The sequence below is a fragment of the Negativibacillus massiliensis genome (assembly GCF_900148495.1).
Lineage (GTDB): Bacteria > Bacillota > Clostridia > Oscillospirales > Ruminococcaceae > Negativibacillus > Negativibacillus massiliensis.
On record NZ_FTRU01000008.1, the window covers coordinates 1665245 to 1692207 of the forward strand.

At 45.7% G+C, this 26963-nt stretch carries 30 protein-coding genes, 6 tRNA genes and 2 rRNA genes; 16 read left to right on the plus strand and 22 right to left on the minus strand.

The window, feature by feature from the left end:
- Positions 1 to 19: 19 nt before the first annotated feature.
- Together larC and larB are read right to left on the minus strand one after the other, a co-directional pair.
- Positions 20 to 919: a nickel pincer cofactor biosynthesis protein LarC gene (gene larC / locus BQ5375_RS13895; protein ID WP_076918085.1), complete on the minus strand. Its 900-nt coding sequence runs from the start codon at positions 917 to 919 to the stop codon at positions 20 to 22.
- A gap of 15 nt (positions 920 to 934) precedes the next feature.
- Positions 935 to 1687: a nickel pincer cofactor biosynthesis protein LarB gene (gene larB, locus BQ5375_RS13900; protein WP_022133266.1), complete on the minus strand. Its 753-nt coding sequence runs from the start codon at positions 1685 to 1687 to the stop codon at positions 935 to 937.
- Between the two features lie 203 nt (positions 1688 to 1890).
- Here larB and BQ5375_RS13905 point away from each other — a divergent pair, with 203 nt between their 5' ends.
- From BQ5375_RS13905 to BQ5375_RS13955, 11 genes are all read left to right on the plus strand, one after another.
- Complete coding sequence (locus tag BQ5375_RS13905) at positions 1891 to 2931, plus strand: M42 family metallopeptidase (protein ID WP_022133265.1); 1041 nt, start codon at positions 1891 to 1893, stop codon at positions 2929 to 2931.
- Between the two features lie 13 nt (positions 2932 to 2944).
- Positions 2945 to 3970 carry a M42 family metallopeptidase gene (locus tag BQ5375_RS13910; RefSeq protein ID WP_076918086.1) on the plus strand — a complete coding sequence of 342 codons (1026 nt, stop codon included), beginning with the start codon at positions 2945 to 2947 and terminating at the stop codon, positions 3968 to 3970.
- A 536-nt stretch (positions 3971 to 4506) separates the two neighbouring features.
- Positions 4507 to 5241: a GNAT family N-acetyltransferase gene (locus BQ5375_RS13915; RefSeq protein ID WP_022133264.1), complete on the plus strand. Its 735-nt coding sequence runs from the start codon at positions 4507 to 4509 to the stop codon at positions 5239 to 5241.
- Between the two features lie 29 nt (positions 5242 to 5270).
- On the plus strand, positions 5271 to 6131 hold the full coding sequence (locus BQ5375_RS13920; RefSeq protein WP_076918087.1) for a GNAT family N-acetyltransferase: 861 nt from the start codon (positions 5271 to 5273) through the stop codon (positions 6129 to 6131).
- Positions 6132 to 6158: 27 nt separating this feature from the next.
- Positions 6159 to 7421 (plus strand): methionine gamma-lyase family protein, encoded by a 1263-nt coding sequence (locus BQ5375_RS13925; RefSeq protein WP_022133262.1) that lies wholly within the window; start codon positions 6159 to 6161, stop codon positions 7419 to 7421.
- Positions 7422 to 7639: 218 nt separating this feature from the next.
- Complete coding sequence (locus tag BQ5375_RS13930) at positions 7640 to 8179, plus strand: TetR/AcrR family transcriptional regulator C-terminal domain-containing protein (RefSeq protein WP_076918206.1); 540 nt, start codon at positions 7640 to 7642, stop codon at positions 8177 to 8179.
- Positions 8180 to 8304: 125 nt separating this feature from the next.
- Positions 8305 to 9450, plus strand: coding sequence for a lactaldehyde reductase (gene fucO, locus BQ5375_RS13935; protein WP_076918088.1), 1146 nt, complete (start codon positions 8305 to 8307; stop codon positions 9448 to 9450).
- A gap of 135 nt (positions 9451 to 9585) precedes the next feature.
- On the plus strand, positions 9586 to 10038 hold the full coding sequence (locus tag BQ5375_RS13940; RefSeq protein WP_022133259.1) for a low molecular weight protein-tyrosine-phosphatase: 453 nt from the start codon (positions 9586 to 9588) through the stop codon (positions 10036 to 10038).
- A 42-nt stretch (positions 10039 to 10080) separates the two neighbouring features.
- Positions 10081 to 10680 (plus strand): sugar O-acetyltransferase, encoded by a 600-nt coding sequence (locus BQ5375_RS13945; RefSeq protein ID WP_022133258.1) that lies wholly within the window; start codon positions 10081 to 10083, stop codon positions 10678 to 10680.
- 34 nt (positions 10681 to 10714) lie between these two features.
- Complete coding sequence (locus tag BQ5375_RS13950) at positions 10715 to 11350, plus strand: GNAT family N-acetyltransferase (RefSeq protein ID WP_022133257.1); 636 nt, start codon at positions 10715 to 10717, stop codon at positions 11348 to 11350.
- A gap of 212 nt (positions 11351 to 11562) precedes the next feature.
- A complete protein-coding gene (locus BQ5375_RS13955) occupies positions 11563 to 12960 on the plus strand; it encodes an MATE family efflux transporter (protein WP_022133256.1) in 1398 nt (465 codons plus the stop codon).
- Positions 12961 to 13015: 55 nt separating this feature from the next.
- Here the strand turns inward: BQ5375_RS13955 and BQ5375_RS13960 are convergent, their stop codons facing one another.
- A complete protein-coding gene (locus BQ5375_RS13960; RefSeq protein WP_022133255.1) occupies positions 13016 to 13603 on the minus strand; it encodes a uracil-DNA glycosylase in 588 nt (195 codons plus the stop codon).
- A 188-nt stretch (positions 13604 to 13791) separates the two neighbouring features.
- Between BQ5375_RS13960 and BQ5375_RS13965 the strand changes: the two genes are divergently transcribed.
- Positions 13792 to 14370: a phosphate propanoyltransferase gene (locus BQ5375_RS13965; protein WP_022133254.1), complete on the plus strand. Its 579-nt coding sequence runs from the start codon at positions 13792 to 13794 to the stop codon at positions 14368 to 14370.
- Between the two features lie 206 nt (positions 14371 to 14576).
- Here the strand turns inward: BQ5375_RS13965 and dcd are convergent, their stop codons facing one another.
- The 5 genes from dcd to BQ5375_RS13990 are packed head-to-tail and all read right to left on the minus strand — an operon-like array spanning position 14577 to position 19634.
- On the minus strand, positions 14577 to 15098 hold the full coding sequence (gene dcd / locus BQ5375_RS13970; protein ID WP_022133253.1) for a dCTP deaminase: 522 nt from the start codon (positions 15096 to 15098) through the stop codon (positions 14577 to 14579).
- A 20-nt stretch (positions 15099 to 15118) separates the two neighbouring features.
- Positions 15119 to 15670 (minus strand): phosphodiesterase, encoded by a 552-nt coding sequence (gene yfcE / locus BQ5375_RS13975; RefSeq protein ID WP_022133252.1) that lies wholly within the window; start codon positions 15668 to 15670, stop codon positions 15119 to 15121.
- Between the two features lie 16 nt (positions 15671 to 15686).
- The gene (locus tag BQ5375_RS13980) at positions 15687 to 17423 is read right to left on the minus strand and encodes a glycoside hydrolase family 36 protein (RefSeq protein WP_022133251.1); all 1737 of its coding nucleotides are present in this window, start codon (positions 17421 to 17423) and stop codon (positions 15687 to 15689) included.
- A 21-nt stretch (positions 17424 to 17444) separates the two neighbouring features.
- The gene (locus BQ5375_RS13985) at positions 17445 to 18170 is read right to left on the minus strand and encodes a lysophospholipid acyltransferase family protein (protein ID WP_022133250.1); all 726 of its coding nucleotides are present in this window, start codon (positions 18168 to 18170) and stop codon (positions 17445 to 17447) included.
- A 39-nt stretch (positions 18171 to 18209) separates the two neighbouring features.
- Positions 18210 to 19634: an MATE family efflux transporter gene (locus BQ5375_RS13990; RefSeq protein ID WP_022133249.1), complete on the minus strand. Its 1425-nt coding sequence runs from the start codon at positions 19632 to 19634 to the stop codon at positions 18210 to 18212.
- A gap of 192 nt (positions 19635 to 19826) precedes the next feature.
- On the opposite strand from BQ5375_RS13990, the gene BQ5375_RS13995 reads away from it, so the two are divergent.
- The 4 genes from BQ5375_RS13995 (at position 19827) to BQ5375_RS14010 (ending at position 23381) form a co-directional block, all read left to right on the plus strand.
- Positions 19827 to 21515 (plus strand): M3 family oligoendopeptidase, encoded by a 1689-nt coding sequence (locus BQ5375_RS13995; RefSeq protein WP_022133248.1) that lies wholly within the window; start codon positions 19827 to 19829, stop codon positions 21513 to 21515.
- A 24-nt stretch (positions 21516 to 21539) separates the two neighbouring features.
- Positions 21540 to 21866, plus strand: coding sequence for a DUF6054 family protein (locus tag BQ5375_RS14000; protein ID WP_022133247.1), 327 nt, complete (start codon positions 21540 to 21542; stop codon positions 21864 to 21866).
- Between the two features lie 64 nt (positions 21867 to 21930).
- Positions 21931 to 22386, plus strand: a complete 456-nt coding sequence (locus BQ5375_RS14005; protein ID WP_022133246.1) for a GNAT family N-acetyltransferase — start codon at positions 21931 to 21933, stop codon at positions 22384 to 22386.
- A gap of 116 nt (positions 22387 to 22502) precedes the next feature.
- A complete protein-coding gene (locus BQ5375_RS14010) occupies positions 22503 to 23381 on the plus strand; it encodes a helix-turn-helix domain-containing protein (RefSeq protein WP_022133245.1) in 879 nt (292 codons plus the stop codon).
- A 47-nt stretch (positions 23382 to 23428) separates the two neighbouring features.
- Here the strand turns inward: BQ5375_RS14010 and BQ5375_RS14015 are convergent, their stop codons facing one another.
- The 14 genes from BQ5375_RS14015 to BQ5375_RS14080 all read right to left on the minus strand — a co-directional run.
- Positions 23429 to 23746 carry a hypothetical protein gene (locus tag BQ5375_RS14015; RefSeq protein ID WP_022133244.1) on the minus strand — a complete coding sequence of 106 codons (318 nt, stop codon included), beginning with the start codon at positions 23744 to 23746 and terminating at the stop codon, positions 23429 to 23431.
- Positions 23743 to 24048, minus strand: a complete 306-nt coding sequence (locus BQ5375_RS14020; RefSeq protein ID WP_022133243.1) for a DUF2089 family protein — start codon at positions 24046 to 24048, stop codon at positions 23743 to 23745. The genes BQ5375_RS14015 and BQ5375_RS14020 overlap by 4 nt, the downstream gene beginning before the upstream one ends.
- Positions 24049 to 24183: 135 nt before the next feature.
- Positions 24184 to 24723 (minus strand): hypothetical protein, encoded by a 540-nt coding sequence (locus tag BQ5375_RS14025; protein ID WP_076918089.1) that lies wholly within the window; start codon positions 24721 to 24723, stop codon positions 24184 to 24186.
- Positions 24724 to 24742: 19 nt separating this feature from the next.
- Positions 24743 to 25252, minus strand: a complete 510-nt coding sequence (locus BQ5375_RS14030) for a GNAT family N-acetyltransferase (protein WP_022133241.1) — start codon at positions 25250 to 25252, stop codon at positions 24743 to 24745.
- 142 nt (positions 25253 to 25394) lie between these two features.
- Positions 25395 to 25604, minus strand: a complete 210-nt coding sequence (locus BQ5375_RS14035) for a helix-turn-helix transcriptional regulator (protein WP_022133240.1) — start codon at positions 25602 to 25604, stop codon at positions 25395 to 25397.
- Between the two features lie 6 nt (positions 25605 to 25610).
- The gene (locus tag BQ5375_RS14040) at positions 25611 to 25931 is read right to left on the minus strand and encodes a DUF6442 family protein (protein ID WP_022133239.1); all 321 of its coding nucleotides are present in this window, start codon (positions 25929 to 25931) and stop codon (positions 25611 to 25613) included.
- 202 nt (positions 25932 to 26133) lie between these two features.
- Positions 26134 to 26209, minus strand: a tRNA-Thr gene (locus BQ5375_RS14045).
- A gap of 5 nt (positions 26210 to 26214) precedes the next feature.
- Positions 26215 to 26290, minus strand: a tRNA-Trp gene (locus tag BQ5375_RS14050).
- 18 nt (positions 26291 to 26308) lie between these two features.
- Positions 26309 to 26385: transfer RNA gene (locus BQ5375_RS14055), tRNA-Ile, on the minus strand.
- Between the two features lie 64 nt (positions 26386 to 26449).
- Positions 26450 to 26525 (minus strand) — tRNA-Asn (locus tag BQ5375_RS14060).
- 29 nt (positions 26526 to 26554) lie between these two features.
- Positions 26555 to 26671 (minus strand): 5S ribosomal RNA (gene rrf / locus BQ5375_RS14065).
- A gap of 2 nt (positions 26672 to 26673) precedes the next feature.
- Positions 26674 to 26748, minus strand: a tRNA-Glu gene (locus BQ5375_RS14070).
- 4 nt (positions 26749 to 26752) lie between these two features.
- A tRNA-Lys gene (locus BQ5375_RS14075) sits at positions 26753 to 26828 on the minus strand.
- Positions 26829 to 26878: 50 nt separating this feature from the next.
- Positions 26879 to 26963 (minus strand): 23S ribosomal RNA (locus BQ5375_RS14080); the annotation flags it as partial.

Below are 26963 nucleotides of genomic sequence, written 5' to 3' on the forward strand. Positions count from 1 at the left end.
AGATTCCTCCTGTTACAGACTAGTCGCGGATGAGGAAAGCGCGGAGGATATTTGCGGTGGCAAAATCTTTCTTGCCTGCTCCCAGGCCAATCTTTTCAATGACAAAAGATTCTGGCAGTTTGCCGCCTTTGGACAGATATGCCGCGATAGCAGCTCCAGTCGGGGTAATCATCTCACCGCGGGTCTGAGTAAGACGCAGGCGCAGTGCATTGTCTGCTGCGATGTTGACTACGGCAGGAACCGGTACCGGCATCAATCCATGCTGGCAGTGAACATAGCCGCAGCCTTCATACAGATCAGATACAACCGCCTCGGTAATATCCAGATTATCCAAGCAAATAGCTGCCGAAACAATATCTACAATCGAGTCAACTGCACCCACTTCATGGAAGTGAACCTGATCCTCTGCAATTCCATGTGCCTTGGATTCAGCAGCTGCAATGATTCGGAAAATATCTTTCGCTGTCTGTTTTGCCCGATCGCTGATTTTCGACTGGTCGATGATGGCAAAGATATCCCCAATATTCCGGTGTACATGATCATGGTGATGATGGTGCTCATGATCGTGGTCGTGATGATGCTCGTGATCATGGTCATGATGGTGCTCGTGATCATGGTCATGATGATGCTCATGTTCGTGGTCATGTTCGTGGTCGTGATGATGCTCATGATCATGGTCGTGATGGTGCTCGTGATCATGGTCATGATGATGCTCCGGCTCATCCAGAATAACGTCAAAATCGCAGGCATCGATACCATTTTTCTTTACTCTACCGATTTTCAGCTGGTAACCAGGCAGATTTAAACTTTCCAGTCCTTCCAGCAACACCTGCTGGTCTGCCCCCAGGTCAAGCAGTGCTGCAACGGTCATATCTCCGCTGATGCCGGAGTAACATTCCAGATAAAGTTTGTTTGGCATAAAAACATTCCCTTCCTAATCATTATTTTTGCAGACAAGACGGTTGATCTGCGCTGCAAGATAGCCTGCGCCAAAACCGTTGTCGATGTTTACCACTGCAATTCCTTCCGCACAGGAGTTAAGCATGGTGAGCAGTGCAGAAAGTCCGTGAAAGTTTGCCCCATATCCCACCGAAGTAGGCAGAGCGATGACTGGTTTGTCCACCAGTCCTGCCAGCACACCGGCAAGCGCTCCTTCCATTCCGGCAGCAGCTACAATGCAGTTTGCTGACTGAATATCAGGAAGACGAGCAAACAGTCGATGGATGCCCGCTACCCCCACATCATAGAAGCGCTCAACATTTGCTCCCAGAAATTCTGCTGTCTGTGCTGCTTCCTCCGCAACTGCAATGTCTGAAGTTCCTGCGGTGCAGACTGCAACCTTTCCAACCGGCTGATTTTCATGTTCTCCCAGCCGCAGGATACGGGACACCGGATCATAAATTACCTGCGGTACAGCTGCCTGTACCACCTGCGCCTGTTCCTTGCTGGCTCTAGTCCCCATAACAGCTGTACCTTCCTTTGCAAAGGTCTGGTAGATGGAAACCAGGTGCTCGTCTGATTTTCCCGCGCAGTAAATCACCTCGCCAAATCCGGAGCGAACCTTGCGGTGATGGTCAAGTTTTGCAAACCCCAAATCCTCATACGGAAGACTTTTTAACATTTCCTGTGCATTCTCGGGGGAAACTTCCCCTGCCTGCACCTGCTGCAACAGATTTAAAAGCTGCATCCTGTAAAAATCCCTCCCAGTTATTTTTTCTCATTATAGCAACTTTGCAAAGGATTTGCAATTTGAAAAGGTTTTTCATGGAAGGAAGTGAAAAATGAGAAAAAATGTGATAGAATAGGATTTATCGGGAAAATAACCGCTTTATGGCAAACCGGTTTATATAAAACTGGTTTTTCATAAACCGAAAGAAAGAGAGGGTTTTTATGGAAACAATACAGATGCTCAAAACGCTTTGTCAGGCAAACGGCGTCGCTGGATGTGAAGATGGTGCCCTGACTGCGGCAGAAACAATCTGCAAAGATCTTGGACCATGCAGACGCACCGTACACAACTCGCTGATCTGTGAGGTAATGAAGGGAAAAGAAGGCGCAGCTCACCTGCTGCTGGATGCTCATATTGATGAAATCGGCCTTACTGTCACTCACATTGAGGATAACGGTTTCCTTCGCGTCGCTCAGTGCGGTGGAGTTGACCGTCGTCTGGTAATGGCTTCCCCTGTTGTAGTACATACCGCAAAAGGAGATCTCTCCGGTGTAATCGGCAGTGTTCCTCCGCATATCCAGAGTGGAGAAAAGAAAAATCCAAAGATTGACGAAATCTGGATTGATGTCGGCATGAGCGGAGAAGAAGCAAAGGCACAGATCGAACTTGGCGATAAAATCAGCTTCGTCGGCCCATTCACCGAAATGGAAAACAATCTGGTATCCAGCAAAGCGCACGATGACCGCTGCTGCTGTGTTGCTATCATCAAGGCAGCAGAACAGATCAAAGCTTACTGGGAAGAACACCATCTGGAACCGATCAGCCTCACCGTTCTGCTCAGCGCTCAGGAAGAAACCGGCGGACTTGGCGCACAGACCGCTTCCTTTGAAACAGACCCAACCCAGGCAATCGTAGTGGACGTTACCTTCGGTACCACACCGGAGATCGCTGACAAACACTGCGGCGACCTCAACAAAGGTGCTATGATCGGTATGGGCGCTACTTTAAGCCGCCGCATGGCAAGAAAACTCATCGAGGTCGGCAAAGAACAGAACATTCCATATCAGGTTGAAGTCATGGGCGGAGGTCATACCGGAACCAATGCGGACGGTATTGTCAAGGTTGGTGCCGGCATCGAGACCTGCTGTGTTTCGGTTCCGCTTCGCTATATGCACACCCCAATCGAAACCATCTCCACTGTCGATGTGGACAACACCGCTAAACTGATTGCTGCTTATGCAATTTCGGAACTTGCAAGATAGGAGGCGTGATGGTATGGAACAGACAAACAGACTTAATCTTTTAAAAGAACTTTGTGCTATTGATGGTGTATCTGGCTGTGAGGGAAAAGTTGCTCAGTGGATCAAATCTCACCTTCCTGCTGACTGCACCGCATATACAGACGCAAGAGGAAACCTCATCTGCGAGAAAAAGGGAAAACAGACTCCTAAAAACAAGCTGATGTTTGCTGCACACATGGATGAGGTTGGCTTTATCGTAACCTATATTGAAGAAAGTGGTCTGATCCGCTTTGACGCGGTTGGTGGAATTGACACCCGCGTGGTTGTGGGCAAGCCGGTAAGACTCGAAAGCGGAAAAGAGGGTGTAGTCGGTGCAAAACCGATCCATCTGCAAAGTGCAGATGAGCGTGAAGCTACTCTGAAATACTCTGAGCTTTACATTGACATCGGCACCAAGAGCCGCGAAGAAGCAGAACAGTTTGTATCTCTGGGTGACTTTGCAACTTTCCGTCCACAGTTTACTCAGATGGGCAGCTGTATCTGTGCAAAAGCTCTGGACAACCGTATCGGCTGTCTGCTTCTGCTCGAACTGTTAAACGAAGATCTGCCATATGATATCACCGCAGTATTCACCGTTCAGGAAGAGATTGGCGGTGCTGCCGGCAATGCTGCCTTTGCAGTAAAACCGGACATTGCTGTTGCAGTTGACACCAACACTGCTGCAGATGTTCCGGGAGTCTCCCCTTCCAAGAATGTCTGCGCACTGGGCAAAGGTCCGGTCCTCACCTTCCAGGACAAGGGTGGATTCTCTGATCGTGAACTGTTCTGCGTTGCAAAGGAAATCTGCAAAGAGCAGGATATTCCATATCAGATCAAAAATCAGGTCATCGGTGCAACCGATGCTGCAGGCATGGGTAAGGCTGCTTCCGGATGCCGTACCTTGGCTGTTGCGGTACCGACCCGCTACATCCACTCCCCATCCTCTGTATTTAATCCAAAGGATCTGGAGCCTTCGGCAAAACTGCTTTCTGCTATGGTGGAGCGCTTCGCACAAATATAGGTAGGCTGCCATAAAAATAGAAGTTTTCGTCCACCTTTTCCAAAAGGTGGCGGTTTCCAAAGGCAGAGCCTTTGGGCGCACTCCGCAGAGTGTGAAAACCTTTTATCGTCAGGCGCATTTGAGGAGGTTTGGAACCCTTTTGCAAGAGAAAAGGGTTCCAAGAACCGATTAATAGTAGTAGCCAATCTCAAAAATTATCCGGTGGATGATTTTGACGACTGGAACTAGCTCTGGTTTACATCTGCACAGATGCGTGCAGATGTAAACTGACGTGCGACAGCCTCGAACAGGGACTATGCCCCGATCAATTTTTATTTTCTATACTGAGTGTCACAGGGGCTTTGCCCCCCGTACCTCCACGAACTTTTTGTAGAAAAGTAAGTTGAAAACAAGTTTTCAACTACCAAAAACTTCTGTTCGGCTTTGCTGCTTCAACTTCAAGAAAGGAGGAACTTCCCATCATTCGTCCTGTACAAGAAAATGATTCTGCCTCCGTTCTATCTCTCTGCCAAACAGATGCCTGGGATGGAACTGCTGTGTGGTCCGATTTCACGGCAAAACAAAAAGGTGCTGACACCTGGGGATACTGTGATATCTGGCTGGGATTTGAAGACAGCAATCTGGAAATTCCCTGCTATCTTCTCTGCCGCCATGCTGCTCTTTATAGACTTATTGGAAAACCAGCTTCGTCAAAGTCCTGGCAGGAGCTGCATAACTTTCTTACAACTCTCCCGCAGGGTTGTCTAACCGCAGAATATTCTGTTTTAGAGGAGTATTCCCGCATTTTTTCCATGCAGCAGCCGCTTTCCAAATATGTCCGCATGGTTTGTGAAAATCCTGTTTTGGTATCAGGTATGGATGAGGTAGGAATCTGCACTGATTTTGGGGAATCCTACGATGTGCGTGCTGCACAAAGTCCGGGATTTGCCTCTCACGTCAGCAGAGAAGAAAACATTCGTGTCATGAACTTTTCTGTTTTGGGCAACAATCAGGTATTTGAACTTCGAAAGAATGAAAAGCCTGTCACTCAGGGAATCATGATTCTTTTTGAGGAATTCCCCTGCGCTTTGATTACCGACATCTATACTATGCCTTATGAACGGGGGCATGGTTATGCAGCACAGGTCGTTTCCCGACTGTGCAAAGAAGCGCTTGCTACCCAAAAGACACCGATTCTGGACTGTGATTCTGAACAGCTGGAACGGTATTACAGCCGCTTTGGATTTTACACCTGCGGTTATTGGTCGGAACTTCCTATTCCGGCAAACTAAATTACTCTACTATAAAGGGAGGGAAAACTATGATCCGTCTTGCCACCATCGAAGATCAATCTGCTCTCGTCCGGCTCTGTAAAAAAGATGCGTGGGACGGGACAACCATCCTCTCGGCATTCCAGTCCAAATGTGCTGATGTTTACAATGCTGATTGGCAGTACTGTGATATCTGGATGGGGACTTCCGATGCCCAGAACAAAAATGCACAGTACGTCCTGTGCCGTCTGGGACAAACCTTCCACATTGTCGGAAAACCACATTCCAAACAACGCTGGGAGGAACTGTACTCCTTTCTGTCCATTCAGGCTCCAAAATCCAAACTGATCGCCGACAGTCAGATGATTGCACAATATCAGGAGCGTTTCCCCTCCCCTGCCTGTAAACTGCCCCATCCAAATCAGAGTATCCCTTTTCCAAGGATGATCAGCACCCGCCTGCCCGAAGCGATGGAGGAAGACAGTGTTCAGGAAAGCACCAGCCTGTTTTCCATCTACGATATCCTTGCCAGTGCAAAACCAGAAATGCTCAAGCGGGTGAGCCGTGATGAATACACTGCAAGGATGCTGTTTTCCAAGCGGGGCGGCGCAAAATTTTTCGAGATTCCGGGAGAGGACGGAGCTCCGGTATGTGTTGGAGCTATTCTGCTGCCCGATGAAGGAGATTACGGACTGATCTTTAACATCTGTACCCTGACTGAACACCGAGGCAAAGGTTATGCCCGAAAGATGGTAACACGTCTTTGTATGGAAGCCTACCTTCAGGGCAAGACCCCTGTACTTGACTGTGCTGAGACGCAGCTGGAACAATATTACAGCCATCTTGGCTTTCAGAAAGTCTCATATTGGGACACCGCGTATCCTGCCGGATACGCCGACATTGTATCATGAATAAAATTATAAGGAGATTATCGACCCATGAGTTTTTTTAACATCGATCCAAAGCTTAAAGCTCTGTGTGACAAAGCAGAGCAGAAGGCTCTTCCAAGCTTTCAGGAGATTGACCGCATTGCACAGTACAACAGTGAAAAGGTTCTGTCCGCTTTCATCAAGCACGGTGTAAGTGAATCTCACTTCACTCCATCCACCGGCTATGGTTACGGCGATCGCGGCAGAGAAGTTCTGGATGAAGTCCTTGCTGAAATCTTTTGCTGCGAGGACGCTCTCATCCGCTACAACTTCATGTCCGGCACCCACGCACTGACCGTCGCTCTGTTTGGTGTACTGCGTCCGGGTGATCGCATGGTCTGCCTGACCGGAACCCCATACGACACCCTGCATGGTGTTATCGGCCTGAAAGAAGGAACCTCCGGCTCTCTGAAAGATTTCGGTATCAGCTACGAACAGATTGACTTGCTTCCAGACGGAGGCGTAAACTACGACGCCATTCCGGAAGCGGTAAAGGGAGCAAAAGTTGCCTATATCCAGCGTTCCCGCGGCTACTCGCTGCGCCCTTCCCTGTTTGTGGAGGACATCGAAAAGATGGTGAAGCTGGTTCGTCAGACCAATCCGGATGCCATCATTATGGTGGACAACTGCTACGGTGAGTTTGTACAGGAAAAGGAACCAACTCAGGTTGGCGCTGACCTCATCGTTGGTTCCCTCATCAAGAATCCGGGCGGCGGCATCGCTCCAACCGGCGGTTATATTGCTGGCAAGGCAAAATACGTCGATATGTGTGCTCAGAGACTGAGCGCTCCAGGTGTCGGCAAAGAGGTCGGCTGTACTCTGGGCAACACCAGAGCTCTGTTCATGGGTCTGTTCTTCTCCCCAAGTGTCGTTGCTTCTGCAGTTAAAACAGCGGTCTTCGCCGCTTCTCTGTGCGAACTTCTCGGCTATGAGGTAACCCCGAAGAGCGATGAAAAGCGTGCAGACATCATTCAGGCAATCTGCTTGAGAGAACCAAAAGCTTTGATTGCTTTCTGTGAAGGTGTACAGAAAGGTGCTCCGGTTGACTCTTATGTTACACCGGAACCATGGGATATGCCGGGCTATGACAGCAAGGTTATTATGGCTGCAGGTTCATTTACAAACGGTGCTTCCATCGAGCTTTCTGCAGACGCTCCACTGCGTGAGCCATTCGCAGTCTGGATGCAGGGTGGACTTACCTGGCAGACCGGTAAGGTCGGCATCATGCTGGCAGCTCAGTCGATGCTGGAAAAGGGCGTTATCTCCCTGTAAATAAAATCGAATCAATCCGTAAAACGGGATGGAAAAAGAGTGCTCCGGTATGGTACAATCAAGGTATCTGCCGGAGCATTTTTACACATCGCACAAGCGCTAATTTCAAACTATTCTGCACATCTCAAAAAGAAGGTGAAGATGACATGAAAAACGATTTCTTTGACCGTCCTGCCGATTACCTGCAAAACGACTCCAAAAAGCAACACTCTGACAGTATGAAATATAAACTTGCACAGGCAATGAAAATCTGCATGCAGAAAACTTCTCTGGAAAAAATTACTGTCAGTCAGGTCGTTCAACAATGTGGTACAACACGTCAAACTTTCTACCGAAATTTTAAGGACAAATATGATCTCGTCAACTGGTATTTTGACCGGATTCTTCTGGAATCCTTTGAACACATGGGCGAAGGTAATACTATTCCCGAAGGATTGATTAACAAGTTCCGTTATATTGAGCAGGAAAAAATATTTTTTAAGGCTGCGTTTAAAAACAACGATCAGAACAACCTGCGTGACCACGATTTTGAACTGATTCTCGCTTTTTACACCGAACGAATTGAAAGCCGCACTCATGCAGCAGTTCCCAAACATCTCCGCCTTCTTTTGGAAATGTACTGTCATGCCTCCATTTATATGACCGTTCAGTGGGTGCTCGGACAGATTCCATCTACACCCGAAGAAATGGCAGGATTGCTGGTTGATGCCATGCCTCCCCAACTGGAACAAACCTTTCGTGAGCTGAATTTGCTTTAAATCTTTCAAAATGTGACAATCTCTATCATTTGTAACTTTCTATTTTCCCGTTAAATTGTTACAATAATATCAAAGAATAGTTGAAAACATTTCAACATAATCAGTTAAAAAGGAGATTGATCATCATGGCAAACAGAATCATGCTCAACGAAACTTCCTATCATGGAGCAGGCGCAGTGAAAGAAATTGCAACCGAAGCAAAAGCAAGAGCATTTCAGAAAGCTTTCATCTGCTCCGACCCTGACCTGATTAAATTTGGCGTTACCAAAAAAGTAACTGATGTCCTGGACAGCGAGAACCTTGCATACGAGATCTATTCCGACATCAAAGCAAATCCAACTATTGAAAATGTACAGAACGGTGTTGCTGCATTCAAAGCTTCCGGCGCTGATTATATCGTAGCTGTTGGCGGCGGTTCTTCGATGGACACAGCAAAAGCAATCGGCATCATCGTTGCAAATCCTGAATTTGAGGATGTCAGAAGCCTGGAAGGTGTTGCTCCGACCAAAAAACCATGTGTTCCAATTATCGCTGTTCCTACCACAGCAGGTACCGCAGCTGAAGTAACCATCAACTACGTTATCACCGATGTGGAAAGAAAGAGAAAATTTGTCTGTGTTGACCCACATGATATGCCTGTTGTTGCTATTGTTGACCCTGACATGATGTCCTCCATGCCAAAAGGTTTGACTGCTGCTACCGGTATGGACGCTCTGACTCATGCTATTGAGGGATACACCACAAAAGCTGCTTGGGAAATGACCGATATGTTCCATCTCAAAGCAATCGAGATTATCTCCAAATCTCTGCGCGGTGCTGTTGCCAACGAAAAAGAAGGACGCGATGGCATGGCTCTGGGACAGTACATTGCTGGTATGGGCTTCTCCAATGTAGGTCTCGGTATCGCTCATTCCATGGCACACACACTCGGTGCTGTATATGATACCCCTCACGGTGTTGCATGCGCTATGATGCTCCCAATCGTTATGGAATACAATGCTGAATGTACTGGCGAAAAATACCGCGAGATTGCCCGTGCAATGGGTGTAAAAGGCGTTGACTCCATGTCTGTGGAAGAATACAGAAAAGCAGCTATCGATGCTGTTCAGCAGCTCTCCATCGATGTTGGTATCCCAACTAAGCTGGAAGCAATCAAAGAAGAAGATCTTCAGTTCCTGGCTGAGTCCGCTCATGCTGATGCATGTGCTCCTGGAAATCCAAAGGATGCAAGTGTGGAAGATCTGAAAGAACTGTTTAAGAAAATCATGTAATTCTCCTGTTAAAAAGACCTGCTCAAATTGAGCAGGTCTTTTTTCTGTTTCATAAGTTCCTTTTGCTTTTCTTTTCCCGGCCAGCATGATACAATAAAACATGAAAATTACGGTATCGAATGAAAGGGAAAAATTATGATAAAAGTGCTTTTTATCTGTCATGGAAATATCTGCCGCAGTCCAATGGGCGAGTTTATCTTAAAAAAGATGGTGAAAGAAAAAGGGCTTGCCGATGAATTTGAAATTGCTTCTGCTGCCACCAGCACCGAGGAAATCGGCAATCCGGTCTACCCTCCTGCCAAGCGTAAACTAAAGGAACATGGTATTGACTGTTCCGGAAAGTATGCGGTTCAGCTCAAACGAAGTGACTACGACCGCTACGACTATTTTCTGTGCATGGACAACCGAAACATCCAGAATACCCTGCGCATCTTCGGCAGTGATCCGGAAGGCAAGGTTTCTTTGCTACTCTCTTATTGCGGTGAACGGCGTGAGGTTGCTGACCCATGGTATACCGATGATTTTGACACCGCTTACGACGATATTTGGCGCGGTTGCAGTGCATTTTTAGAAAAGCTCGAGGTATGATATTCATAATGGGATAATCCCCCAAAGGAGGTATTCTCTTTTATGACAGAATGGGAAAAAGCGCAGGCGGGGTATCTGTATGATGCTAACTTTGATCCTGAAATTGTTCAGAAAAGGACCAGATGCGCTGATCTGTGCTACGAGTTTAATCACTGTAAACCTTCTGATACGCAAGTGCAACAGCGTTTGCTGCATCAGATTTTCGGTGAAATAAAAGGCGATATTATAGTAACTGCCCCATTTTACTGCGACTATGGCTTTAACATTTCTGTTGGGAGCAATTTTTACACCAACCATAACTGTACCATTTTAGACGCTGCAAAAGTGGAAATCGGTGACTCTGTTTTTCTTGCTCCAAACTGCGTGATCTCCACCGCAGGGCATGCTACCGATCCTTTACAGCGCAGTCAGGGCCTGGAATTTGCAAAACCGATTCGAATTGGAAACCATGTCTGGATTGGAGCCAATGTCTCTGTCCTCCCGGGTGTTACCATTGGTGACAACACCATTATCGGTGCCGGCAGTGTGGTTAACCGGGACATTCCTTCCGGAGTTGTTGCTGCCGGAAATCCCTGCCGCGTGATACGAAATATCACAGAAGAGGATAAACACAAATACCCTGTCTTCTCCTCTCAGGACTAGGTTTCCATATCAAACACAGAAAGGAAGATCTTTCATGATAACAATCCGCAATGAAAAGCCACAAGATTATAAAATTGTAGAGGATATGACCCGAAAAGCGTTTTATAATCAATATATGCCCGGCTGCTTTGAGCATTATCTGGTTCACATCATGCGGGAACACGAGGACTTTATTCCAGAGCTGGACTTTGTAACAGAACTGGATGGAAAAATTATTGGAAACATCATGTACACCAAAGCCAGATTAATCGATCAAAACAAAAATGAAAAACAAATTCTTACCTTTGGTCCTGTCTGTGTCCTTCCGGAATATCAGCGGATGGGGTATGGAAAAATGCTGATGGAACACTCATTTGAACAGGCAAAGCAACTTGGCTATGATACCATTGTCATCTTTGGAAGTCCTGCTAATTATATCAGCCGTGGTTTTGTGTGCTGCAAAAAATACAACATCTGTCTGGAAAATGGAAAATATCCAGCTGCCATGCTGGTAAAGGAGCTTGTCCCTGGTTCTCTTGATGGAAGAAAATGGAGCTATCATGAAAGTCCTGTTATGGAGCTTTCTGAGGAAGAGGCACAAAAATATGATGACAGCCTTGAACCGATGCCAAAAAAATGGCAGCCAAGTCAGGAAGAATTTTATATCATGAGCCACTCTTTTGTAGAATAATATCCCAAATATAATTCCTGGAAATCTGTTCGATTTCCGGGAATTTTTTTGTTTTTGCAAAAATTTTTTCAAAAAACAATGGTTGCGACCGCAATTACTTTAGTACACTGCTTGCACAAAGGGCTATTTTCGTGTATAATAGGAAAATAGTAAAGAAAAAAGATGTTCTTTTTAGAGAAAATGCTAGAACAGACGGGAGGAATTTTTACAGAATGGGAGCAGAAGAACAGAGACAACAAAAATTTTTGAGAATGACACAGACACCGATTCCAAAGCTCATCTCTCAATTGGCGGTACCAACCATCATCAGTATGTTGGTCACCTCCTTCTACAACATGGCCGACACCTTCTTTGTCGGAAAGATCAACACCAGTGCTACAGCGGCAGTTGGTGTCGTTTTTCCATTGATGACGATCATTCAGGCGTTCGGCTTTTTTTGCGGCCACGGCTCAGGAAACTATATTTCCCGTCAGCTTGGTGCACAAAATATCGAGGATGCATCCAAAATGTCTGCAACCGGTTTTGTCACCGCCTTTCTTTTGGGACTGTGCATCCTGATCGTTGGATTTTCGTTTAGTGACCCTCTGCTGTACATCATGGGCGCCACCGAAACCATCCTTCCCTATGCGCGGGAATATATGCGCATTATCCTGATAGGAGCCCCTTATATGACCGCTTCGCTGGTACTCAACAACCAGATGCGTTTTCAGGGCAGTGCCTTTTATTCGATGGTGGGAATTGCCTCGGGTGCTGTCATCAACATTGGATTGGACCCTCTGTTTATCTTTGTCTTTGACATGGGTGTTGCGGGAGCTGCTCTGGCAACCATTATCAGCCAGTTCATCAGCTTCTGTCTGCTGATTGCCGGAACCTTCCGCGGTGGAAACCTGAGATTAAATCTCCGTAACTTCAGCCCATCCTTAAAGTATTACAAGAATATCGTCAAAGGCGGAACCCCTTCCCTGTGCCGTCAGGGTCTGGGAAGCTTTGCAACCATCTGTCTAAACCTGATGGCTGGTCCTTACGGGGATGCTGCTATTGCGGCTATGTCCATCGTAACCCGAATCTCACAGTTTGCCGCTTCCATCGTCATCGGCTTTGGACAGGGCTTCCAGCCGGTGTGTGGATTTAACTATGGTGCCAAGCTGTTTAAACGTGTTAAGGAAGGTTTCTGGTTCTGCGTCAAGCTTTCCAGCGTCATTCTGCTGGTCGCTGCTATTGCAGGATGGATTTTCTCCGAACAGCTGATCACCTTTTTCCTGCACACCGACCCACTGGTTATCGAATACGGCTCGCTGGCACTTCGTTTGCAGTGTCTGACCTTCCCTCTGGTTGGATGGATCACCATCAGCAACATGATGCTGCAAACCATCGGCAAGACAGTCAAAGCCTCTCTGCTTGCAATGAGCCGACAGTTTTTGTTCTTTGTACCGGCTATCCTGACCTTGCCTGGAATGTTTGATATGCTTGGTGTACAGCTCAGCCAGCCAGTTGCTGACGTTTTCAGCTTTATCCTTGCAGTTCCCCTTTCATTGAGTGTCATCAAGGAAATGACCGAACTTGAAAAACAGGAAGAACACTATAAGATGGTTCAGCCTTCTAAAGATTAACCCAAAACAAAAAACGCCTTGGCTTTTTACCAAGGCGTTTTTCTTTTTTCATCTATTACAGTTCTGTTCCATCATAGGTGTGGTCACAGATTTCTCGGATTTTTTTCTGCAAAGCCAGCATATCCTCAAACGCATCCGGTTTGTTGTGTGGATTTCGCAGCAATGCTGCCGGATGGAAAGTTCCCATCATGAAAACCCCATTCTTCTCAAACCACTGTCCATGCTGTTTGGTTACCTTAAATCCCTTTTCAATCAGAGCATTTGCTGCAATTCTTCCCAGACAAACAATGATCTTTGGTCGGATGATTTCAAGCTGACGGCTCAGATAGCCAATACAGTTTGCCACCTCATCCGGATGTGGATCACGGTTCTGTGGTGGACGACATTTTACCATGTTGGTGATATAGATGTTCTTCTCACGGGAAAGATCAACTGCCTGCAAGTATTTGTCCAGCAGCGCTCCACCGCGTCCGACAAAAGGCTGACCCTGCAAATCCTCGTTTTCTCCCGGACCCTCGCCGATGAATACAACTTCGGCATTTGGCACTCCTGCCCCAAACACAACATGATTTCTGGTTTGTGCAAGCGGACATTTCTGACAGGAAAGACATTCCTGACGAAGCACCTCATACTGGTTTTCCATTCCAATCCCTCTTTTCTGTGTTTTTTGCTATTATACCACACTCATGATTTTGCCGCAATTTGTGTGAGTGAATATTTTTACTATATTGTTATTATTTTAACAATACTTGAAAAAAATGTCGTTCCATACTATGATAATATATATCTGTGATATATTCACACTATTGAGAGAATCAGGAGGATTTAACTATGAGCTACACATTTCCAGTAGAAACTTCCGCAAGACACGTACATCTGACTGCTGAGGACTTTGCAACCCTGTTTGGTGCAGACGCTCAGCTGACTGTAAAAAAAGAACTGTCCATCAAAGGTCAGTTTGCTTCCAATGAAAAAGTAACTGTTGTTGGCCCAAAGAAATCTCAGGCTAACGTCAGCATCCTTGGCCCATTCCGTTCCAAATCTCAGGTTGAGCTTTCCGCTACCGATGCAAGAAGCCTTGGTCTGAATGCTCCTGTAAGACTTTCCGGCGATCTGGCTGGCAGTGCTCCATGCAAACTGGTAGGCCCTGCTGGTGAAGTAGAACTGGCTGAAGGTGTTATCGTTGCAAAACGTCATCTGCACATCAGCGCTGCTGAAGCAGAAAAAGCAAACGTTGCAAACGGTGAGGTTATCATGGTTAAGATCACCTCTGCTGACAGAAGCCTGATCTTTGATGACGTTGAAGTTCGTATCGGCGAAGGCTGCGACGCTACTATGCACGTTGATACTGACGAATCCAACGCTGCTGGCTGCACTTCTGCAACTGTTGGCGAACTCATCAAAAAATAATCTATCTTTTCTTTGATAAAGAAACATGTCAGACGTACATTCTTTGAATGTGGTCTGCTAACAGAAACCTTCATACTTTGCAGCATTCTGTTTAAGAAACTGCAAACCAAAAAAGGTTTTAACAAGAAGAGAACTTATCCCAATCGCTCCTTTTTTATAAAAAAACGCACCGTTTTCACGGTGCGTTTTTTCTTATGCTCTGATCTTTATTTTTCAAAATCCTTGTACATCAGGCTTGGCTGAATATCTGTGTTGTTCTGATATTTGCCCGACTTATATGGTTCATAGTCACCCTCAATGCTGTGATAATAAATCTGACAGATTTCAGCATTGGGGTAGATTCTGATTGGCTGGATACAGAAAATTTCCAGTGTCCAGTAACCAGCAAAGCCAACATCACCAAATCCAGCTGTTACATGGATGAACAGCCCCAGTCTGCCCGTAGAGGAGCGTCCCTCCAGCATTGGGACAAATCCTTCTGTCTTGGTGAACTCGTTGGTTCTGCCCAGATACAGGCGGTTTGGCTCCAATACCAGACCCTCTTCCGGGATGGTAATGCGTTTGGTTGGATTTAACTTTTTCATATCGAGCTCATGATTTTCATAAACCAGAAGCTCATTATGTAAGGTCAGATTATAGCTGTTCGGATTTACTCTTGACTGATCAAACGGTTCAATAATAATCTCCTTACCGATATGTCTTTGGATTTCTTTTCCGGATAAAATCATACTTGGTTCCTTTCTGAATTCTATTCCACAGTGAAAGAGCTGATGACTGAGCCATCCTCAACGCTCTTGAGAGTAAAGGTTCTTCCCTCCAAAATCATATAGCTGTTTTTGCTGCCTTCTTTTGGAATAGACAAAGAACCTGGATTGATGTAGTAATATCCATCCCCAAAGCTCTGTGCTGCTGGAATATGGGTATGTCCATGCAGCAGAACGTCACCTTTTTTAAACGGTGGCAGATTATTCATATTGTAAACATGGCCGTGAGTTGCCCATACCATCAGATCCCCCAGCCAGAAAGCAGCATAATCTGCCAGAATTGGGAATTTCAGCACCATCTGATCGACCTCGCAGTCACAGTTACCGCGGATGCACAACAGTTCTTCCTTCATACCATTTAAGATTTCGATGACCTTCTTTGGTGCATAGTCCTTTGGCAGATCGTTTCTTGGACCATGATAGAGAATATCGCCCAGCAGCAGAAGTTTGCCTGCGCCTTCCTCTTTGTAACGTTCTACCATTTTTTCACACCAGTATGCGGACCCATGCAGATCCGATGCAATCATCCATTTCATGATTTTGTCCTCCATTTTACTGTACAAATTCTTTTGATTTTATCTCAACCCGTCCACCAATCGGACAGATGATTTTCTCTACCGTCGAAAGATTCATTTGTCTGCTGCAGACAGTAGCTCCCATGCAGTCAAATACTGTTACCTGTGCCACAAGCGGAACTTTTGTCTCCACAAATACCGCTGTTGCCGCGCTGCCGTTTACAATGATGCTTTCCTCTGTATCTCCCAGTTCTACTACTCTGTTTCTGGAATAAAGAGCGGTAATTTCGGTCTGTTCATTCTGTACACAAACCTGTGGATACAGATTCTGCGGCTCCTGCGCGATAATTGGAGCTTGCTGCAGCAGCTCCTGATGACGCTGCATAAATGCCATGTAATTTTTGAGCATCCGTTTGTGTTCTTCCTTCATGCTGTCTAAGCGAACCGAAAACTGCATGGTGCCAAACAGACAATCGATAACCTGCAAAGCTGCAACTTCTGCTTTTTCTTCCTTGTTCCACATCAGCATGTCCGAATGAACTGCTGTATTTCCGCTGAGCAAGCGCAAATCCACGATTCCAACACGGTTGCTGATCCCAGAATCCGGACAGTCACATACGCGGAAGATATTTCCATATCTGCGGATGCTCGGTCCAATATAACGCTGTCTGAACTCGATAAGAATGTCCTGTTTTTCTTTTTTCAGACGCTCCATCGTCTCAGCAAGCAGTTTGTCCAGAGCCTGTTGGATGCAGGCACAATCCATCTGATCATTAACAGCAGGGGTTTCCTTGCGCTGATAAAATTCATCGATAAAATCAAGCTTCAGTCCGTCCAGATCCCAGTCCTTGACTGCATCAGCATAGACCTTGCTTAAATATTCTCTAACTTCAGGATAACGGATATCCAAAATTCCGGTATTCTGCTGCCAGTCCATCCCAATCAGTTTATCGTGAAAATGCTTCCACATTTCGGAATGAATTCCAACATACGGCACACTCAGCCAGAGAAGGTACTTTAATCCCATCTGGTGTACCTTTTCCACATGCTTGCGCATATCCTTGATTTTTCCCGCTGCTGGCTTCCAGTCCCCGCAGAATCCATATCCGCGGTTGGTATCATCAGTCTGCCAGCCATCATCCACAATTACGGTGCCAAAACCAAGTTCCTTTGCTCTCTTGCACTCTGCTTCAATTTCCTCATCCGTAAACTGCTGATGATAGGAATACCAGAAGGAATACATCGGCTCTCTTGCAGACTCTGGAACAGATGCTGGATGTAGACCACAATCTTTTTCCCACCAAAGCCCAACTTCCCGGATTGCCTGTTCATAGCGAACATTCCGGCCATCACAAAGCAAAGAAAGCTCGTAGCAGTCGCTGTCCAGTGCCCCCAAGGAAACCACTACCATACAATTCATGGTGCCGTCCTCTTCGTGAACACCAAGGCTCATTCGAACCTCCTTAAGTGTTTCAGAAAGTGCAAAGGTTCCACGATTTTGTCCCTCTTCGTTAAAGAAGCTAATCACCGGTGCAGATACGGCACTCATGGATTTTTCTCCATAGCTCCAATCTGCTTTGATGCTGCGGTCAAATCGGCAGTTCGGATGCCATCTTCCAGCGATGTCCAAAATTGGAAAACTCCACTCCAGAACAAGCTGTGCATCCTGTGCATGCTCTGCCTGTGTCAGGCTGATTACCTCCACACTTCTTCCATCTTCCAACTGCTGTGTACGATGTGTTATGTTTGCTTTTGCGCTGTATGTCACTTTCATTTTCTTTTCCCCGCTTTTTAACTATTCCTGTTTCAGACGATTTACCCCATCCGCTACCATCTCACGCAGCTTTTCCGGTAAAGCTCTGATTTCTTCTCTGCTCAGATTTTCGGTCGAGACTGGCGGAAGAATTTGAATCTTAACATCAGCCGGATGAATCCACAGGCTTCCCTTTCCCATCAGCCGATAGCTTCCTTCAATACAAACCGGAACGATCGGCACACCAGCTCTGGTTGCCATACGGATTGCCCCTGCTTTAAACTCCAGCAGTTCTCCACCGTTATTTCGGGTTCCCTCCGGGAAAATCACCACCGAATAGCCCTCTTTTAACAGTTCCTGTGCCTGCTTTAAGCAATCCATCGACTGTCTTGCATCCTGTCGGTCAATAAAGATGCATCGAAGCTCCTTCATCCAGGAACGGATCATTGGAATTTTTTGAATTTCTTTTTTTGCAATCAGTGGGTTTGGTTTATCCATCTGGGTAATCATCAGCGGAATATCAAAGTAGCCCTGATGGTTTCCGATAAAAACTACTGGACCTTTTGGAATATTTTCTTTTCCTCTGGTCTCGATTTTTGCTCCGGCAAGGGACAAAAGACGGGATGCCCAGTTATGAACATCATACCTTACCTTTTTGTCATGTTCCTCCCGTTTGCCTTCCTGTTCCAGCTTTTTAACCTTCCAGTATTCCGGCAGCATCAATAAAAGATACAGCCAGAAATAAATAAACCAGATAATCGTTCTCATACTCGTCTTCCTTTTCTTCTCAATACTGTTCTTACAAATCTATTCTGCCGCAGGATGGTTTTTGGTAAATAACCCTTTCTTCCACAAGCCGCTGCGATATCTTGCAAACATACACAATGCACGGGTGATGACATCCGCGATCATACACATCCAAACCGAAGCAAGTCCCATGCCAAAAACCTTAACACACAGGAAAGTGAACAGGATTCGCACTCCCCACATGCTGCACAATGAAATAATAAACGGCATTTTGGTATCTCCCACACCGTTAAATACACCCTCCAGCGAAAGTGTCAGTGCAAAGAACGGTTCACTTACCGAAACAATTCGCAGTGCAACCGTTCCCTGTGCAATAACCTGCGGATCTCTGGTAAACAGGCTCATCATCGCCTGTGGGAATATAAACAGCAACAGCCCTGTAATGAACATACAAAAAACTGTAATACGCATCAATGTTTCGCTCATACGGTCCAGTTTGTCCTCATCACCTTCTCCGGCTGTCAGACCGGAAAGGGTGGTTGCTGCTGCCTGAAAACCGTATCCCGGCACGTAAAACGCACTTTCTGCCGTAATCGCAATGGAATGAGCTGCCAGTGAAATGGTACCCAGGCTAGCTACCAGAGCGGTAAACACCGTACTTCCCAGACATACCACTGTTCTCTCCGCTGCATTTGGAAGTGCAATCGAGAAACAGCGCTTTAAAATTGCTTTATCAATCTTGAGATATTTCTTTTTGGGCGCCACGCCCCGGTCACTTTTAATTAAAAGCCCTGTCATGGCAATACCGCCGATTACATAGGAAATTGCCGTTGCAGTCGCTGCTCCTGCTACTCCCATTCCTGCTCCCGGAATGGTGACATCAAATCCAAACAAGGACACCGAACGGGTGGAATAAATCAGGAAAAAGTTTAATACCACATTGATGGCATTCATCATGGCGTTTACCAGCATTGGATGGCGCATATCACCGGTTGCACGAAGCAGCGCTCCAAACAATATGATTGCCGAACGGAAAACCATCGGTACATTGATAATAAAGAAATAGATGGTCGCGTCCCTGCGGATTTCCTCGGCACCGCCAAGCCAGGTCGGCAATACAAAGCTCAAAGCCATACCCGCAGCCCCGATTACCAATCCCATGATTACCGCTACCACAACCGCCTGTCCTGCTGTACGCTGCGCATAGTCACGGTCATCCGCTCCAATCGCGCGGGAAATTACCGCCAGAAATCCAACGCCTGCTGCAAAGAATAAACCGGAAAGTAGCCAGGTCACCGTCTGGGTCAAACCGACTGCAGCGGACGCATTGGCACTGATTCTTCCAACCATCGCCGAGTCGATAAACTGAACGATTGTCTGCAATGCCTGTTCCAAAATGGTCGGCCATGCAAGCGGCATAATTACCGCAATCAAACTCTTGTCAAATTTTCCCCGTTTGTTCAGGGAAGCTGTATTTGTTCCCATTTTCATCCCCCTGCCATTATGAAAAATCACCTTCTGTATTGTACAATAAAATTTCCTTAATTGCAAAGAAAATCAGCCTATGCAAGCAAATATTATACTGTTTTTCCACAAAACCACCTTGATTTAGTTGAAAATAAACGACGTTCATGATAAAATATCTTTGCCAAATTTATTTTAGAGGAGTGAATTTTGATGAAATTCTCTGAATTCCCTTACAAGCGTCCGGATTATGAAAAGGTCATGTCCGAGATCACTGCTCTCACCGAAAAATTCAAAGCTGCAACAAGCGCGAAGGAACAGCTTTCTATCATGAAAGAACTCGAACAGATCGAGATTGAGACCTTCACTGCTTCCACAATCTGCAACATTCGCTATACCGTGGACACCCGCGACAAATTCTACAGCGATGAGCACGAATATAACGAACAGATGGGTCCTGTACTGAGCGAAAAGCTTCAGGACTTTAACAAAGCTCTGGTTGCTTCTCCATTCCGCAAGGAAATCGAGGCAGAATACAGCCCTCTGATGTTCAAAAACATTGAGATCTCCCTCAAGAGCTTCTCTCCTGAGCTGATTCCATTGATTCAGGAAGAAAACCAGCTTATTCAGCAGTACCAGAAACTGTGCGCTTCCGCAAAAATCGAATTTGATGGTAAGATCTGCAATCTTTCTCAGTTAGGCCCATATCAGCAGAGCCCTGACCGTGAAGTCAGAAAAGCTGCAATGCAGGCTTACGGAAAATTCTTTGACGATCATCAGGCAGAGTGCGACGAAATCTACGACAAGCTGGTTAAAAACCGTACCGAGCAGGCACACAAACTTGGTCTGCCAAGCTATGTTGAAATGGCATTCCTGCTGCGCTGCCGCAACTGCTATGCTCCGGAAGACATCGCAAACTTCCGCCGTCAGGTAGTAGAGGATATCGTTCCTGTCAACAACGAAATCAAGAAAAATCAGGCAAAACGTATCGGTGTTGATGACTTCAAAGTATACGATAACACCTACTTCTTTGCTGATGGCAACCCTCTGCCACACGGTACTCCGGATGAGCTGATGGAAGCTGGACGCAAAATGTACACCGAAATGTCGCCGGAAACCGCTGAATTTATCAAGCTGATGTTTGACCATGACCTGTTTGACGTTCTCTCCAAGGAAGGCAAGGCTATGGGCGGTTACTGCACCGGTCTGCCTCTGTACCATGTTCCATTTATCTTTGCAAACTGGAACGGAACCGCAGGTGACGTGGATGTTCTGACCCATGAAGCAGGACATGCTTTTGCTGACTTTATGGCAGACAAATGCATCGAATACATGGAACTGCGCAACCCAACCATGGAAGTCTGCGAAAGCCACTCCATGTCGATGGAATTTTTGACCGCTCCATGGCATCATCTGTTCTTCAAAGAGGATACTGACAAATATGAGCTCTTCCATGCTGAAAGCGCTTTGACCTTCATCCCATACGGTTGTCAGGTTGACCACTTCCAGGAAAGTGTATACCGTCATCCAGAATGGACTCCAGCACAGCGCAACGAGGAATGGAACCGACTGGAAAAACTGTATCGCCCACACCTGGACAACACCGAAGTAAACTTCTATAACCGCGGTGCAGGCTGGCAGAGACAGCTGCACATCTATGAGTGCCCATTCTACTACATCGATTACAGCCTCGCTCAGATGATCTCTCTGCAGTTCTGGAGCCTGTCGATGCATGACCACAAAGCTGCCTGGGAAAAATATCTGTCCTTCGTAAAGATGGGCGGCACCAAGACCTTTGTTGATATCGTTAAAGATTCCGGTCTCTCCTGCCCAATCGAGGACGGCAGCCTTAAATCCACCGTTTCCGACATCAAGAACTGGCTGGACGAACACCAGATCTAATCTCTCCCGGAAAGGAGCTTGTCTATGGCAAAACTCGAACAAACCTTGTATGAAGATTTTGACCATCTGTTAAACCGGATTGAGGACGGCATCAAAGCCGGAAGCAGTTCTGCAACACTGGAAGAATTCAGCGACTTTGCCGCAGGAAATGCCCGGTGCAGCGTGCGTGTCTTTGAACGATACAGTTACATGGGAGGCAACCGCGTGAGCCTGAACGTAACGCTCTTTCAGGTAGGAAATGGACCAGTCGAGCTTTCTGCCATCACCTCTGGAGGCAGTCAGGCAATGTTCTTTAAGATCAATACGCTTGGAGAAGAAGCCTTTCTGGACAAGCTGCGGGAAATTTTATAAGATCAAAAAATAAAAGCGGCAGCTACCTTTCTTGTAGCTGCCGCTTTTTTAAGGAGGTCATCGATTGTATCTCACCATTCGTCCAGTTACCGAACAAAATCGTGAGGAGATCCTCTCCCTTAAGGTAAAACACGGACAGGAACATTTTATAGAAACTACCGCTCAATGTCTTACAGAAGCTGACAAACTTTCTGTCTGGCGCCCTGTGGGCATTTATGACAAAGAAACTCTGATTGGCTTTGCCATGTACGGACTGTTTTTGGAATATCCGCCTAACGGCAGAGTGTGGCTTGACCGACTTTTAATTGGTGCTCCCTATCAGGGAAAAGGGTATGGAAAAGCTGCATTACAGCTTTTAATCCAACGGCTCTGGGAAGAATACCATTACCCGGAAATTTACCTGAGCCTATTTGCGGGCAACGATGCCGCTGAGCATCTTTACCGTTCCTTTGGATTTGAGTATATTGGGGAAAAGGATACTGGCGGAGAAGATGTCATGCGTCTTTGTATTCCATCCTAATTCCCTTTTCAATTATTGCTTGAGTAAAACTAAAGCACTGCTTGCTGTTTTGTCTTTCCTCTTTTGTTTAAAATAAAACCAAGTGAAATCCACTTCAATATCAAGGAGGAATGTTTATGTTTGATACGCAAAAAATTGGTGAAAAAATCGCTCAGTTCAGACGGAAAAAGAACATGACCCAGATGGAATTGGCGGAAGAAATGTCTGTCAGTTTTCAGGCTGTCAGCAGCTGGGAGCGAGGCAGCACCATGCCGGATATTTCCCGTTTACCTCAACTGTGCGATACGCTGGGAATCTCCATTGATCAGCTGCTGGACAACAGTCCCTACCTCCCAACGGTGGAACAGCTTCTGGAACCGGGCGAAACTATCACCGAACCTATTCCTGCTCAACATCTCGTTGAACTGGAACCTGTAATCAAACCCAAAGAATTATCCAGCGTAATCCACCATAATAAAGAAGGAGTATTGTTCGATAGTTTTTACCAACTTTTAAACCTCATCCCTTTTTTGTCAAAAGAGGATATGGAAAGTTTGGTACGCTCCCACCGCTCCCTCATCACTTCGATCAACGATTTTGCTGAGATTGCACCGATGCTCCCATCCGAGTTAGTGACAGAAATTATCAGTACTCTCCCTCAAGAAAACCTGAACCTCTCTACCTTCCTGCTCCTTGCACCGGTCGTCAATCCAAACATGGTTCAACATTTGTTGGAACAAAATCCAGATATTCTGGAATCTGCCGAAAACGTTGCCCAGCTTGCACCCTTTCTGCCGCGGGATTATCTGAATCAGCTCCTATCTCAGAAGCAATTTTCTTGTTTTCAGGAAGACCTGGTGATGCTCGCTCCTTTTGTCGATCAGGCTGTTCTGGAACGTCTGCTGGAAGAAAATCTCCCGGAAATTCAATCAATCGATGATTTGATAGAACTGGCACCGTTTATCAGTTCCCAATCCCTTCATAAAATGATGCAAACTCTTTTTTCACGAGAATAATTTAAAAGCACCTCTTGCCCCTTTAAAGGGTTCGGAGGTGCTTTTTGTTACAGATCCTGAATATTCATTTTGTCAAGCTGGTGCTGCCTATCCATCCTTCTCCGACAGAGAAAATAAATGACAAGCAGAATTACTGTCATAATGTTCCCCAACAAAAAGGTCATCATCAAAACAAAAATATTTTGCATGATACTTTGCCCAACTGCTGCTATGTTCAAAACTCCGATCAGCGATACGATAAAACTTAATCCCGGCAAGATCAGTTCTGGTATTTTGGAGCGTGTTCTGGCTAAGAAAACTTCCAGTATCAGCGGCGCGACCCACAAAAATAAAAGCATAAATGTCAGATTGGATGCGATACTCATGATTTTTCCTCCTGTTGTTTCTTTCTGTATTCCTGAATTAAAATTTTTGCCGTTTCAAAATCCATCTTCCCGTTGACTGCCATCCGTTTAATCAGCAAAATATAAGGATCTTCCTGCTGATTTTCCTCCATCTTGATTTTTTGGATCAGACGATCCAGGCGAAGCCGTACGGTAGGATAGGTCACTCCATATTGAGAGGCGATTTCTTTTAAAGAACCGGATGCTAAAACAAATTTTTTGAGAAAAACAACGTCTTCCTCTTCCAGATTTCTCATCCATTCCGGAACAATCTCTATTGCCATTCTTAGTTTCACCCCCTGATTTTATTATAAACTTTAATTTTATTAAATTCAATCTTTAATAAAATTAAAGTTTTTGTTCTATAAAAAAGGAGTGCCAAAAAGCACTCCTTTTTCTAGTATTATCTGCAAGCTATTTTAACAAACGCTGTCCCAAAATTCCTTTGCAATCTGATAACGTTCATATTTGGAGGAATTTTCACGGATGTCCTGCTCAGATACTCCCTGATACAGCACAATCTCCCGCATAATTCGATTAAAATACCGGTAATCCTCTTCAGAAACGTCTGGAAATTCCTGTTCCTGGTCGTCTGACGCCCATTCAAACTGCGGAAGGACAAATCCGGTATTTCTTTCCACCGTGATATAAAAAACAGCTTGTGCGCCTTCTGGGGCTGTCTGTTCAAATCGATACTGAATATAGCAGGATTTTGCTGTTTCCCGGTCAAAAGTTTCGGTCATGCAGTCAAACAGCGCTGAAATCTCCTCATCCGCTTCGGGAGAAAAACCAACCTGCTCAGAAATCTGCTGCATCTGTTCTGGATAAAACAGATTGAGCACCTGCTGACGGGCATTATAGAGCAGATATTCGACCGGTTCAATCTGTTCTGCATGATAGTGTTCTCTCAAAAATTCTTCCAGCTCCTGCACTGTTTTGCAGGTAATATTCTGATTCATTTATTTTCTCTCCATTGTATTAAATTTGAAAGGTCATTCCTAAGAATTCCGCTTTTTGATCTCGGTGATTTTCTCCAAATTCTTTTCGGAGAGTCACCATGCTCATCGTATCATATCCCAGCTTATGATAGAGCCTCATTGCCGCTTCATTTCTGGTGACCACCTGCAAGCTCATGGCCTCTATTCCTGGGATTTTCTGTGCTTCCTGCTCTGCCAGTGCGATTGCCTTGCTGGCAATTCCCCGTCCGCGCATCGCTTCATCCACAAAAATATCTTCCAGCTGCATGACGATCGGTCCAATCTTTTGCAGATGAACAAATCCCACATCCGTCCTGTCCTGCAAAATAACAAACAACCAGTGGTCTTCCGAAGTCCAGTTTTTTAAATCTTGAAGAAGAGAACTATTCTCTTCTTCAGAATCCTGTTGCTCTATTTTATTCACTAAATCCCGGTGGAATCCCCAAAAAGCTCCTATTCTTTTTAATGTATTGCTTCGGTGTTCTTCCTGATATGGCGTTAATGTAATCATACGTTTTCTCACTTTCTTGTCATAATAGATTGTTTTGAAGTGTTAGTATGATTGTTCTTTTATTCTCACACTTTCTGTTATGAATCAAATTTCCTATATTCAAACATCTTGATTATAACACTGCCGAAGTAAAAGCGCAAACCTAGTCAAAATAAAACAGATCTTCAAATTTTTTATCCAATGCAATACACAAAATCAGCGCCAACTTTGCAGTTGGATTAAACTGCCCCGTTTCAATCGAGCTGATCGTATTACGAGAAACACCCACCATCTCTGCAAGCTGGGTTTGAGAGAGCTTTTTCTCCGCGCGTGCTTCTTTCAGGTGGTTTTTCAGTATCAGTTTATCGTCCATTTTTCCTTATCCTTTAGCCATAATATTGATCACATAAGTAATCGCAAACAGAATTCCGGCAATAACACCAGCTGCCGCTGCAAGCAATCTCTTTTTCTGATGGGTCACCGTGTACATTCCATAGGACTCATAACCCAGATATGCCCAAAAGATTGCCAGAATCTGGTTATTATCCTGTCCCTGATACATATTAAATACTGCCAAAATGATAAACATGGAAGACATCGCCATTACACCATAGCGCCTGCCTTTGTTCATCATGTATTCTGTACCTTCATCCTTCTTTTCCTTACGGCTTCTTTCCAAAATCTCTTCCTTTGTCATCATAATTCACCCTTCTTTCCATAAAGCAGGATATTTTTGACAAGTATACTTGGTATTTTTATTATAGTTCTGCCAAGTGTACTTGTCAATACCTTTTGCAAAGAAAACTTTGCAAAAGAAAAAGAGGATACGTCTCCAAACAAGACATATCCTCTAATATTTTGAACAAAACAAAAACGGTCATCGTGAAATACGATGACCGTTTTGGAGCTGATGACGAGACTCGAACTCGTGACCTCATCCTTACCAAGGATGTGCGCTACCACCTGTGCCACATCAGCATATTTGGCAGGGGCAGAAGGACTTGAACCCTCGGCACGTGGTTTTGGAGACCACTGCTCTACCAACTGAGCTATACCCCTATATCATTGCGATATAAATGGTGGGCCTTCAGGGATTCGAACCCGGGACCGACCGGTTATGAGCCGGTTGCTCTGACCAACTGAGCTAAAGGCCCTGATTTCCTTATATAATTTGCTCCGAGAATGCTCTCGGAGCAAATTACACACCCCTAAGGTGTTTGGCTCCCCCTGTCTGGCTCGAACAGACGACCCTGCGGTTAACAGCCGCATGCTCTACCGACTGAGCTAAGGAGGAATATATAAACCTGAAATAGATCAGGTAAGTGTCAGCACCGCTCTATCTTCCCAGGCAGTCACCCGCCAAGTATTTTCGACACTGATGAGCTTAACTTCTGTGTTCGGAATGGGAACAGGTGGATCCTCATCGCCATTAGCACTGACTTTGGTGACCCGTGGGAGAATCGAACTCCCGATTGCGCCGTGAGAGGGCGCCGTCTTAGCCGCTTGACCAACGGGCCAAATTGGTGCGCCACCAGGGACTCGAACCCGGGACCCGCTGATTAAGAGTCAGCTGCTCTACCAACTGAGCTAGTGGCGCATATAGGGATGTTCCCTCAAAATTGAACAATGAAAATTTATTAGCAACACTTGGTCAAGCCCTCGACCGATTAGTACTGCCAAGCTAAATACCTCACGGCACTTACACCTGCAGCCTATCAACCTTGTAGTCTTC

Coding starts and splice junctions, on each gene's coding strand:
- yfcE (WP_022133252.1), bottom strand. CDS start 15,670: ATGAAATGGATGATTGCATCGGATCTGCATGGGTCCGCATACTGGTGT.
- BQ5375_RS13950 (WP_022133257.1), top strand. CDS start 10,715: ATGATAACAATCCGCAATGAAAAGCCACAAGATTATAAAATTGTAGAG.
- BQ5375_RS13960 (WP_022133255.1), bottom strand. CDS start 13,603: ATGGAAAACCAGTATGAGGTGCTTCGTCAGGAATGTCTTTCCTGTCAG.
- BQ5375_RS13920 (WP_076918087.1), top strand. CDS start 5,271: ATGATCCGTCTTGCCACCATCGAAGATCAATCTGCTCTCGTCCGGCTC.
- BQ5375_RS13990 (WP_022133249.1), bottom strand. CDS start 19,634: ATGGGAACAAATACAGCTTCCCTGAACAAACGGGGAAAATTTGACAAG.
- BQ5375_RS14000 (WP_022133247.1), top strand. CDS start 21,540: ATGGCAAAACTCGAACAAACCTTGTATGAAGATTTTGACCATCTGTTA.
- BQ5375_RS13965 (WP_022133254.1), top strand. CDS start 13,792: ATGAGCTACACATTTCCAGTAGAAACTTCCGCAAGACACGTACATCTG.
- BQ5375_RS13910 (WP_076918086.1), top strand. CDS start 2,945: ATGGAACAGACAAACAGACTTAATCTTTTAAAAGAACTTTGTGCTATT.
- BQ5375_RS14040 (WP_022133239.1), bottom strand. CDS start 25,931: ATGATGACAAAGGAAGAGATTTTGGAAAGAAGCCGTAAGGAAAAGAAG.
- BQ5375_RS14010 (WP_022133245.1), top strand. CDS start 22,503: ATGTTTGATACGCAAAAAATTGGTGAAAAAATCGCTCAGTTCAGACGG.
- BQ5375_RS13995 (WP_022133248.1), top strand. CDS start 19,827: ATGAAATTCTCTGAATTCCCTTACAAGCGTCCGGATTATGAAAAGGTC.
- BQ5375_RS14025 (WP_076918089.1), bottom strand. CDS start 24,723: ATGAATCAGAATATTACCTGCAAAACAGTGCAGGAGCTGGAAGAATTT.
- BQ5375_RS13985 (WP_022133250.1), bottom strand. CDS start 18,170: ATGAGAACGATTATCTGGTTTATTTATTTCTGGCTGTATCTTTTATTG.
- larC (WP_076918085.1), bottom strand. CDS start 919: ATGCCAAACAAACTTTATCTGGAATGTTACTCCGGCATCAGCGGAGAT.
- BQ5375_RS13955 (WP_022133256.1), top strand. CDS start 11,563: ATGGGAGCAGAAGAACAGAGACAACAAAAATTTTTGAGAATGACACAG.
- BQ5375_RS13980 (WP_022133251.1), bottom strand. CDS start 17,423: ATGAAAGTGACATACAGCGCAAAAGCAAACATAACACATCGTACACAG.
- BQ5375_RS13905 (WP_022133265.1), top strand. CDS start 1,891: ATGGAAACAATACAGATGCTCAAAACGCTTTGTCAGGCAAACGGCGTC.
- BQ5375_RS13945 (WP_022133258.1), top strand. CDS start 10,081: ATGACAGAATGGGAAAAAGCGCAGGCGGGGTATCTGTATGATGCTAAC.
- dcd (WP_022133253.1), bottom strand. CDS start 15,098: ATGATTTTATCCGGAAAAGAAATCCAAAGACATATCGGTAAGGAGATT.
- BQ5375_RS13930 (WP_076918206.1), top strand. CDS start 7,640: ATGAAATATAAACTTGCACAGGCAATGAAAATCTGCATGCAGAAAACT.
- BQ5375_RS13940 (WP_022133259.1), top strand. CDS start 9,586: ATGATAAAAGTGCTTTTTATCTGTCATGGAAATATCTGCCGCAGTCCA.
- BQ5375_RS13925 (WP_022133262.1), top strand. CDS start 6,159: ATGAGTTTTTTTAACATCGATCCAAAGCTTAAAGCTCTGTGTGACAAA.
- BQ5375_RS14020 (WP_022133243.1), bottom strand. CDS start 24,048: ATGGCAATAGAGATTGTTCCGGAATGGATGAGAAATCTGGAAGAGGAA.
- BQ5375_RS14015 (WP_022133244.1), bottom strand. CDS start 23,746: ATGAGTATCGCATCCAATCTGACATTTATGCTTTTATTTTTGTGGGTC.
- BQ5375_RS14035 (WP_022133240.1), bottom strand. CDS start 25,604: ATGGACGATAAACTGATACTGAAAAACCACCTGAAAGAAGCACGCGCG.
- fucO (WP_076918088.1), top strand. CDS start 8,305: ATGGCAAACAGAATCATGCTCAACGAAACTTCCTATCATGGAGCAGGC.
- BQ5375_RS14030 (WP_022133241.1), bottom strand. CDS start 25,252: ATGATTACATTAACGCCATATCAGGAAGAACACCGAAGCAATACATTA.
- larB (WP_022133266.1), bottom strand. CDS start 1,687: ATGCAGCTTTTAAATCTGTTGCAGCAGGTGCAGGCAGGGGAAGTTTCC.